Genomic DNA, 11,027 nt, shown 5'->3' on the forward strand with positions numbered 1-11,027 from the left:
GGAGGAAATATGGCATATGTAAGAATTCCACGGGAAATTAATGAAATAACCGAAAGAGCCGTTTGGAAATTCTCTAAAAGGCAAACAATTTTTGTTGCCATTGGCGGAGCATTAGGTTTTCTTATATATCACATTGTATATAAAATAAGCGGCAACACGCAATCGGCTATTTATTCAACTTTTTTTGCCTTTCTTCCATTCGTACTGTTTGGATTTTATAAACCTAATGGTTTGAACTTTGAGATTTATCTGAAAAATCTTATTCTTTATAAGAAAAAGCCCCGTGAAAGATATTATAAAACAACAAATACCTATGAGCAGCTTCATCGAACATATTTGTTTAATGAGGAGATGATTGAACTGAAAAAATTAAAAAGAGAAAACCCTGAAAACAGCGCAATTTATGATGATTATTATAAGCGACAGCTTGCTCAGCTGCAGAAAAAAGATAGGATTCCACGAAGTGTACAGGATTCTATACCTTTTATCGAAATGTACCGTAACGGCGTATGCAAAGTTGCTGACGGTTATTATTCAAAAACAATAAGTTTCGGTGATATAAACTATCAGCTTGCACAAAATGAAATTCGTGTATCAATATTCGATGATTATTGCCGGCTGATTAACAGCTTTGGAGAAAATGTAAATCTTCAGCTGACACTTATAAGCAGATCATCGAGTACAAATGAATTTAAAGATTATCTTAACGTCAGTTCCAAAGACGATGAATTCAAAGAGGTTCGCAGCGAATATTTTAATTTTTTGCGTGATACTTTAGAAAAAGGTACTAACATCGTTCGGGAAAAGTATTTGACATTTGGAATTAAAGCAGAAACGAAGAAAAAAGCTGTTCCTCTTTTAGAGCAGATAGAAAGTTCTGTTAATATGAATTTTTCACGAATGGGTGTTAATACTTACGCCCAAGACGGACGAGATCGCTTGAAATCTATTTATGAAATTTTCCATATTAAAGATAAAAAGAATTTTATTTTCGATTGGAAATTAAAGACCGAAAGTGGACTGTCTACTAAGGATTTTATTGCTCCGAATTCGCTGTATTTTGATAAAAACTGCGTACAAATCGGAGATATTTATGCTGCTGTTTATGGCTTTAATCTTGCGGCTTCAGACCTTTCAGATGAAATGCTGTCAAAAATTCTTAATATTGATAACAACATTGTATTTAATATTCATTTTCATGTTGTAAATACAGTTAAAGCAAAGCGCATTATAAAGCGTAAAAAATCTGCATTAGGACAAAAGAAAATTGACGAACAGCAACGAGCAACAGAACGCGGCTATGATATTGACATTTTGCCTACGGATTTAACAGCTTTTGAAGAAGAAACAGACTTCTTTCTTGAAAGTCTTCAATCCAGAAACGAAAAAATGATAATTGCAACAATAACGGTTACGCTGTTTGAACGTAATATGAAACGGTTAGAAAGATTGTATAACGAACTTAACTCTATAGTTCTTGAAAACAGTTGTGAACTCTATTCTCTTGATTATCTCCAAGAGAACGGTTTAATGTCTTCCCTGCCGCTGGGATACAATAGTATTCCTCAGACCCGTACACTTACAACATCGTCTTTAGCGGTATTTGTTCCTTTTGTGTCTCAAGAAATATTTCAGCCTAGTGGAATTTATTATGGGGTAAACGCTAAATCAAAAAATATAATTTTAGCTGATCGAAAGCGGCTGAAAAATCCTAACGGACTGTATATAGGTATTCCTGGTTCAGGTAAAACATTTGCTGCACAACGAGAGATGATTCATGTATATCTGACTACAGACGATGATATTATAATAAACGATCCTGAAGGTGAATATAAGGACCTTGTCAAAGAATTTCATGGTCAAGTCATTAACATATCAACTAAGAGCAATCAGTATATAAACCCACTTGACATTAATGATAACTATTCTGACGATGGTGATCCGCTGTCACTTAAAACTGATTTCATTTTATCCTTTATGGAATTGGTTATCGGCGGTAAATTTGGTTTGACTCCAGCTGAAAAGTCTGTTATTGACCGATGCATTAGTAAATGTTATGAAAAATATTTCAAAGACCCTAAGCCTGAAAATGTGCCTATTTTGGGTGACTTGTACGAAATACTTAAGGCTTCACCTGAAGAAGCGGCTCATAACGCAGCTTCTGCATTAGAAATTTATGTTTCCGGCTCACTAAAAATATTCAATCACAGAACTAATGTTGATATGCATAATAGATTTATTTGTTTTGACATAAAAGACTTAGGTAAGCAGCTAAAAAAGGTTGCTATGCTAATTATTCAAGATTTTGTATGGGGCAAAGTTTCAGAAAACAGAAGTAAACGTAAATTTACATGGTTTTATCAGGATGAATTTCATCTCTTATTTAGAGATGAGCTCACAGCTCAGTTTTCTTCTGAAATATACAAACGATTCAGAAAATGGGCTGGTATTCCGACCGGAATAACTCAAAATGTAAATGAGTTGTTGACTTCAAGCGAAATTGAGAACATATTCGGCAATTCGCCGTTTGTTTATCTTCTCCAGTTGTCTGCTGCTGATAGACAGCTTGTTGCTCAGCTTAAAGGAATATCTGATGAACAGCTAAAATATTTAGAAGGATCTGCTGAGCAAACTGTAGGAAATTCAGAAGTCAGATCATCAGCGCAAGGTCTTATCTGTTTTGATAAAACAATTATTCCTTTTGAAGATTCTTTCCCTCGTGACACAAAATTATATAAACTCATGACATCTAAGCCGCAAGAGGCTATTGTATAGGTTGTGATATTTTGAAAGATACTGAAAAATTACACCAAAAAGCGCAGGTCTTACAAGAAAGGATGGACAAACAAGAGACCAAAGCTGTAAAAAAAGTCTCCAGAACTCAATTCAGACTGCCTAAACAGGTATTAGAAAATCAGCTGTACCGAAAGCGTTATGAAATGGAACAGGAGGATACATCTTTTCAAACTGCCAGCAAGTCAGCAGCTGCGCTTCAAATCGTCAGTAAAGAGCTTAAAGGCTGGAAAAATGATAAAATAAAAAAATACAAGATACTGCACATTGAAAAACTCGAATCCAAAGCATTATCAAAAGAATCAAAAAATAATCCTTTGGATTCAATTGAGTTTTCACAGCTAAAAAGCGAATTAAAAGCTAAACGTGAAAAAACCCAAGTCCGTTCTTTATCTGATTTAAGAATCAGGTATCACGAAGCTGCAATGCCAAGCAGAAAAAGAACACAGACTGTGCGCTATAGGGATAGTAATTCTAAAAAAATTGTAACAAAAAAAATATCCTATAAGGTAGATGACTCTGCGTCACTTCACGTAAAACCTCTTTCAACTCGTTTGATTGGTGCAGGAGCTGAGTCTTTAAGATTTAAATCAGAGCAAGATATAATGTATAATGAAGACGGCAATGCTGCAGCGCAAGCTTCTGTGAAAGCGTTAAAATTCAGTGAAAGTGGCGCGCAGCGTGCGCTTCATTTTCACAAAAATGAAAAATATAATCATCGTAATAAGAGTCAACAGCTTAAAAAACAGCGTCAGAAGAAACTTGCACGTAAACGGAATTATAAACAAGCTTATAAATCGCCTGTTAAAAGAACAGCTGCACGGTTTAAAGACTTTACAAAAAAAATTGTCCGCTCAGCTTACAAAGTAATTTTGCCGATTTTGTTCGTACTTATAATTATTGTTGTTATTTTTTTTATTGTTTCTCAGCTTATTTCGATGATATTTGGTGGTTCAAGCGGAGCTGCTGGCAACGTTATCCAAAACTATTCATACAACGCTACTGTTGCCGATTATACCGACGCAGTGAATTTCTGGGGACAGTGTGCTGATGAATACATGACAGCTTTTAAACATATTCCAGATGTTGTAGAAAACGACGAATGGAGTTGCAGTTACTATAAAGAAATAAAACTAAATGCAATAGATTCATATCGATTAGCCGCCGTTCTGAGTTGTTTTTTCAATGCTGATGATTTTGAAAACAATCTTGATAAAGTCCATTCCTTTATTAAAGACCTGTTTTATTCACAGTATGATATGACCTATAGCGTTGAACAAGAAAACCGTACAATTCAAGTTCAAGAGTTAATCCCCTGCTCTGAGGGTGAAATTTCCAAGCCTTATCCTGACAATTGGATAACAGTCGAGGTCATTGAAGATGAAGAAGGTACGCAGTATTATCAAATTACACGAACTGAGGAAACAGTATATAAAAAGCTGCGGTTCGAAATGCTGTATAACGGCAGCATGGATGAAATAATTCAAAACATCTGCAACAATACCGGTGATGAATCATATTTGGAGAGATATGAAAAACTTATGTTTTCTTATGGTATGATGTTTATTTATCAGAATCCGTTACGAGAAGATTATCCATCTTCTACAAATTGTCTTGATGATATAATATCAATTCCGGGTCTGACTGTTACATGGGAAGATGATCAACCATTAACCACTTTTGGTTTGCAGCAAAAATCAAATTCAGGAGATTTGATATATTGCCCTGCAGATGGAACAATTACTGACGTTGGAGATGATTTTATCATTGTGAAAACCGCAAATGGTATTAATATACAACTGCAAGGAGTTCAAAATGTGTCAGTTCAGACATCTGCAGAAGTTTATCAGGGAGATCAGATAGCGGAAGCGTCAGAGGTACTAACAATTACGATTTATGATGATAATGGGTATTACTATAATCCATTGTATTTAGTAGACAATGGCTGCGTAGCTATCTTTTTTTAAGTTCATAAAAATTAATTGAAAAGGAGATTTTTTATGGAAATTAATAAAATTGATGAAATGATCGACAAAAAGGAAAAAAAGATTTCCGAATTAAAAGAAGAAGTGGCTGCACTGAAAAAGAAACGTGATGAAGCAGAACAACTAAAAATAATGACTCTGCTCAAAGCAAATAATTTGACATATGAAAAATTAGTAACAAAGATAAAACTTGATTGGAAAGATGAGGACATAAAAAATGAAAATAAAATTGAAAATGACGCTTAATATAGCAGCTGCATTAATTATTACAGCTGTTATTTTTTCCACTTCGTTAACTGCATATGCAAATAGTTCTAGTTCATCAGTTTTGTCAAGCAGTCGCACAAACAATAGCTCTAGTTCTGCTAGTTATAGATATAGAGCTTACCTTGATAGCGACAGTAGCTCGTATAACGACAGCAGCTCGATGTCAGAAACAACTTCAAAGAACGATAATTCAACAAATTCTACAAGTTCGATTGATGAAAACTATGCTTGGGTAATGGAATATTTAAATGAAAACGCTGTTCTTGATGATTCTCAGAACGCCGTTCTTGCAAATCAAGATATTATTGATTTTACAACCAAGGGAATGTATACAATTTCAACTAAGAACGGCAATGTTTTTTACTTAATCATTGATAGTAAAACACACGAAGTTTTCTTTCTGAATAAAGTTGATGATAATGACCTATATGCATTAACCGAAAGTAACGCCATGACAAATAATAATACTGCTACTGTAATTATTAATAGTTCAAGTGAAATTCAACCCCAAGTTCAAGCTAAATCTCAAGTTAAGTCTAATTATTTGTTCATGATAATTATTTTTGGTGGAGCAATATTAATAGCTATATTTATCATATTAAAGAGAAAAGGCATTAATTTGCCATTTAGCCGCAAAACACGAGATAGAAGATTTGTTGATGACTCTTTTGATGAGGATGACGACGATGAATACTGATTACTTATTCGCCAATGGCGAATAAGTAATCAAATGATGGTGATAGAATGAAAAGACTAGTTATATGCGAAAAAAGAGCAACGGCAACGATAATCGCTGATATAATTAATGCCGGAATCAAAAAAAACGGTTATTATGAAGGGTCAGACTATCTGGTTACATGGTGTATAGGCTCACACGCTGTACTTGCCTCACCAGAAAAGTATGATAAAAAATATACTGGCAAGTGGAATATGAGAATGCTTCCTATTATGCCAAACGTATGGAAGCTTGAACTTAATGACTTCGGCGCCGGACAGTATGATATTATAAAGAAGCTTGTTTACAGCGAGCAAGTCGAATACATAATTTGCGCAACTGATTTTTCGCGTGAAGGCGAATTAATATTCAGACAGCTCTATGCGACACTTGGCAGTGGTAAGCAGGTCAAACGGCTATGGCTTAATTCAATTGAGCCTCAAACGGTAGTGACCGCTTTTCAAAATCTTAACGACCAAGAGGAGTATGATAATTTATATATTGCTGGACTTTGCCGTGCAAAACTGGATTGGCTGATCGGAATGAATTGTACAAGACTAATTACAATTCAGAGTGGCGTACTGCACAATATTGGAAGGGTTCAAGCTATAGCTTTAAAACTATTAGCAAAGCGTGAGGATGAAATCATATCATTCACCTCAAAAATTGATTATTCTGTTAAGGTTAAAACGGATAATTTAACTTTGTTTTCTGAGAAATTTAATAATATTGAAGATGCAGAAGCGTTAAAACAGACTATTTTAACCGTTGGTCTGCAAATTTCCGATGTAGATAAAAGTATGTTTACAAAAAATCCACCGGAACTTTTTGATCTTGCGAGTTTACAGGCGGTCGCAAATAAATTATATGGATATACGGCTTTGCAAACTCAAGATTATGCTCAATCGCTCTATGAATCTCAGCTTATAACCTATCCAAAAACCGATAACAGATATATAAAAAAAGATATGACGGATACTTATAAGCTTTCATTACAATATGCGGCTGATTTATTGGGCGTATCAAACAGTGATTTTGATATTATGCGTTGCGTTAACGATTTGAATACAGAGCACTCAGCTATCATCATCACTCCAACAGCACATCATAAAAATCTCAATGATTTGCCCGGCGGTGAAAAAAATATATTTCTTCTTATAGCCTCACGCATGATTTTAGCTGTTTCTGATGTTTTTTCATGTCAGCATATAGATATCAAATTAAACTGTGCAGATAAAGTTTTAACTGCTGAATATGATAATGTATTTGATTATGGTTGGAAGAAAATTGAATATAACTTGTTTTCAAAGCTTAGAAATATGAATTACTCTGAATCAAAGCTTAATAGCAAATACCTTAGTTTTGACAATATGCAGATAGGCGATCATCTCGATCCTGCAACTGTTGAAATTGTAGAAAATTACTCTGTTCCGCCAAATCATTATACAGATGGAACGTTAATTCAAGCTTTAAAGTATTTAGAATACGATAAGCTAAAGGGAAAAGGTATAGGAACCCCTACTACTAGAGCGAATATTATAGAAAAACTTATTAAACAAGGATATGCCGAGCGCATAAACGGCAAAATTTTAATTACTGAAAAAGGTATAAATTTAGTATCAATAATACCAGCTCCACTGCTTGACACAGGTCTTGCCGCAGATTGGGAAGTGGATTTACAAAAAATTGAAAATGGTTTAATGAATGAGGAAACCTTTATGCTGAAAGCTCAGAGTTTTATTCGTAAAATTGTGACTGAAAGCAAACGTGAAAAAACAAGAAATGTAAAAGAACCTCTCGGAATGTGTCCCAAGTGCGGCGGCAATGTTTATGAAGGAAAAGCGGCTTTTTATTGCAATAACAGTGTTGGTAAAAACAACAACTGTTCTTTTTTTATAAAAAAGGACGAGAATTTTTTTGTTTGGAAAAAGAAAGCTGTTACAGCAGAACTCGTCAAGGCTTTGCTGAAAACGGGAAAAATCAAAATGCATAATCTTTACTCTGATAGATCAAACGATTATTATGACGGTATTGTTATAATGGATACCTCAAAGGATTATGTATCGTTTTCAGTAAAAATAATAAAATCAGACAGAAAGGGGTGATAGTATGAAAAAGTACATTGACAGCAGTTAGAAATATATCGTTAGAATCATATCGACAGTATAAAAAATTTTGAATTACAATAAGGAGATTTAAATTATGGACATGACAATAAGAATTAATGAGTATACACGAAAAGATTTACTTGCCTATGCATCAGTAAAATTTGACGACAAATTCAGACTTGATAATATCAGACTTATGCGCGCTCAGGATGGAGGTGTTAAAATTGTTTTACCTGAATTTCAAAAAGGAAATGAAGCAGAAACTCATGAGATATTTCATCCTGTAACCCGTGAAGCAAGAGAAAAGCTTGACATTGCATTGCTTACTGCTTATTCTAATGCTATTTCCAAAGGCGAAGTTGAGACAACACTTCCGGATAATAGTGGGGATTTTTCTGTAAGTTCCGTGAAAAGTGCTATCTATGAAAAAAATAATATTATCGGTCTTGCTACCATTTATTTTTCTGGTTCGTATGCTCTTGAAGGTGTAAGAATATGCGAAGGGCAAAATGGTACATTTTTGAATATGCCTCAATTAAAGCATATCGTTAAAGAAAATGGACGTACAGTATACAATCTTGATGGAACTGCAAAAACTACATACAGTGATATTTTTAAACCGATGTCATCTGACGCATACAATCATATTTATGGTGCCGTAATGCAAAGTTACAATCTGCAGGTGATGATGTATGAAAATGCTGTAAATATTATGATTGAAGGCACAAACGAAACACGAAAGCTTCCAAATTTCCTTACATCTGATATTTCTACTGAAGACCTGATTGCAAGCAACATTGGCGATGGTGTTAATTTTAACACTGAAAAAGGAATGTTTTCAATGTCTGAGCAGCAATATAAAGCTATTCGCAATGTTATACTCACTGAAAACTATCATTTTGTTGCGCAGGAAAAGGCTAAAACCGCAAAATCCGTTGAAAATGCCGAAAAGAGTCAAAAATCTACGCGCAAATCCACTCGCAAAGACATTGCGGATAAGAAAAAACAGGTAGAGCGTAATAAACAGCAGAATGCTGAAATTAACAAAACAAAAGAAAAAAATCAAAGTAAAGAAGCACGATAAGGGGGAACTGTTTTATGCCTACGAATCAGGAAATAATAAATAGACTTAATGCTGATATTAAGAAAAGTCTTAATCAATCGCCGGAAGTAGTTGAGGAAAACGTTCCTCTCGTTGAGCAATCAGACGAGATTATTATGGAAACAGAAAAAGATCAAAAGATGCAACCTGATACTCGTCCAAGCTCAAACAAAGATCAGACACAGGAGGAAAAACTTCCTTACAGCAACGAACGAACTGAAAAGGTCGAAGTAATGCAGAATATGCTTCCTGGATTTAATGCATATGCAAATTATATTGAGGGTCAGATTGCAAAGCAGCAGGATAAGCTTAATACCATCAACGTTAAAATCGGACGTGCTCAGGATAAACTTGAAAAATTACAGAACAAGCTTGACAGTAGCCGCTATAGATCAGAATTTTTCAAGTATATTAGAAATGCAAATACTTTACCGGCAGTAAACGGCATACTCAATGCTCTTATCAAAAACGAAGAAAGAAAAATTTCACCTCTCTCAGAAAAAATAGCTGCCAAAAAGGCACAAATAACTGATCTTCAAAAAAAAGCTGATAATCGTCAGAAAAAAATAGATAAGAAAATTTTTAAGCTTAATTCAGTTAAAGCTATATCTGATTTTATAAAAAATTTCGCTAACAGAAATACAGAAGAAAGGCGAGCTGCGTATATGGAGTGCCTCAAGGCTCTTAACAAAGCAAGTCTTGATAAAAATCAGAGTAAACTTAGTAGTTTGAATAACAAAATAGCAACATACAACAAACAGCTTAGTGATGATACCCTTACTAATGTTGAAAAGCTTAAAATAAAGAGAAAGCTTGATAAATGTACCGTAAAGGCGCAGACTATCAGTTTTCGTATTGAAAATTTTGCTGATGAAAAATTAGATAAAGCAATAAAAAATACAATACGTTCTGCTGAGTTCACAGATAAAGCTATCGACGAGGCTATTGATAAAACATTTGAAACGGTTGCCGACATTGAGGCAGATAAGGTCGATTCAATAGCTGACACTTTAAATGAACTTAATATTGAAAACCTTCAAAAATATGCCGATGAATCGATAGAAAAGCTCAACAGTATTTCTGTATCACATGATAATGAAAAAGCAGTGAAATCTGCCAAGAAAGATTCTGTTCATGAAAAAATACAGAAACTGCAGCAGCAAATTAAACAAGCTGAAAAGTCTGTTGACAAAGATTTAAACAAAATTATCAGCGATAAGTCATTGTAGATTTTTATACTTTAAGCGGCTGAAACCAGCCGCTTAGGAGGTTTTACAAATGGGAGAATTTATTGATTTTGACGATGTAAAAAGAAGTATTACTTTAAAGGATTTGATTAAAGGCTATGGTTTTGAAGTCAAAAGGAATAATGAACTATGCTGTCCTTTTCATAATGAGAAAACTCCAAGCTTTCATATTTATGAGGATCATTATCACTGCTTTGGCTGCGGCGAACATGGAGACGCTATTACATTTGTTCAAAAGTTATTTAATTTGGAAAGAAAAGACGCAGCAATAAAAATCAACAGTGATTTTGGATTGGGTCTTTCTACGACGGTCAACAGGTCGCCCCAGGAAATAAAACAGATAAAATCTGAAATTCTTGAAAAACAACAGCAGTTATCTTTTCAAGAAAAAATAGTTCATAATGTCGAGGTTAATATTTCAAAATATATTCGTGCTTTGAATCAATTTAAGTTTGAATATGCTCCAAAAAATCCTTATGATACAGTTGATTTGCGATTTGTAGAAGCTTTACAGAAACTAGATGAGATGATGTACATATCAGAGAAATTTTCTGAATGCAGAACTATTAATGAAAAACTTGAATTTATGAATTCTGTATCCGAGTCTATTGCGTATGTCAATAAAAGAGTATCACAGATCAGCAAGGCAGATACTAATAAAAGTTCCGTTCAAAAAAAAATTGACGCAAATATACGAAAGATAAAACAATCCGCAAAAATTGATCATTCCTTTGAAAAATCGGCAAAAATAAAGCCTGATAAAGAAATTGGATAACTACTATAAAAATAATTATTTACAAATAAGGCAAA

The 11,027-nt window shown here is 34.1% G+C and carries 8 protein-coding genes; all 8 read left to right on the top strand.

Annotated features, from left to right (window positions below; all coding sequences use genetic code 11):
• The first annotated feature begins 9 nt into the window (after nucleotides 1-9).
• The 8 genes from EIH25_RS04330 (at nucleotide 10) to EIH25_RS04365 (ending at nucleotide 10,992) form a co-directional block, all read left to right on the top strand.
• Nucleotides 10-2,775 (top strand): VirB4-like conjugal transfer ATPase, CD1110 family, encoded by a 2,766-nt coding sequence (locus EIH25_RS04330; RefSeq protein ID WP_124098916.1) that lies wholly within the window; start codon nucleotides 10-12, stop codon nucleotides 2,773-2,775.
• A gap of 11 nt (nucleotides 2,776-2,786) precedes the next feature.
• A complete protein-coding gene (locus EIH25_RS04335; protein ID WP_124098918.1) occupies nucleotides 2,787-4,760 on the top strand; it encodes a hypothetical protein in 1,974 nt (657 codons plus the stop codon).
• A gap of 33 nt (nucleotides 4,761-4,793) precedes the next feature.
• On the top strand, nucleotides 4,794-5,024 hold the full coding sequence (locus EIH25_RS04340) for a hypothetical protein (protein ID WP_124098920.1): 231 nt from the start codon (nucleotides 4,794-4,796) through the stop codon (nucleotides 5,022-5,024).
• A complete protein-coding gene (locus tag EIH25_RS04345; protein WP_124098922.1) occupies nucleotides 4,996-5,742 on the top strand; it encodes a CD1107 family mobile element protein in 747 nt (248 codons plus the stop codon). The genes EIH25_RS04340 and EIH25_RS04345 overlap by 29 nt, the downstream gene beginning before the upstream one ends.
• Before the next feature lie 47 nt (nucleotides 5,743-5,789).
• Complete coding sequence (locus tag EIH25_RS04350; RefSeq protein ID WP_124098924.1) at nucleotides 5,790-7,865, top strand: DNA topoisomerase; 2,076 nt, start codon at nucleotides 5,790-5,792, stop codon at nucleotides 7,863-7,865.
• Between the two features lie 97 nt (nucleotides 7,866-7,962).
• Nucleotides 7,963-8,952, top strand: coding sequence for a septation protein SpoVG family protein (locus EIH25_RS04355; protein ID WP_124098926.1), 990 nt, complete (start codon nucleotides 7,963-7,965; stop codon nucleotides 8,950-8,952).
• 14 nt (nucleotides 8,953-8,966) lie between these two features.
• Nucleotides 8,967-10,199 carry a hypothetical protein gene (locus EIH25_RS04360; protein ID WP_124098928.1) on the top strand — a complete coding sequence of 411 codons (1,233 nt, stop codon included), beginning with the start codon at nucleotides 8,967-8,969 and terminating at the stop codon, nucleotides 10,197-10,199.
• Nucleotides 10,200-10,248: 49 nt separating this feature from the next.
• Entirely contained in the window at nucleotides 10,249-10,992 is a 744-nt protein-coding gene (locus tag EIH25_RS04365) for a CHC2 zinc finger domain-containing protein (RefSeq protein ID WP_124098930.1), read from the top strand.
• Nucleotides 10,993-11,027 lie beyond the last annotated feature (35 nt).

The sequence above is a fragment of the Ruminococcus sp. Marseille-P6503 genome, assembly GCF_900604945.1.
GTDB lineage: Bacteria > Bacillota > Clostridia > Oscillospirales > Ruminococcaceae > FB2012.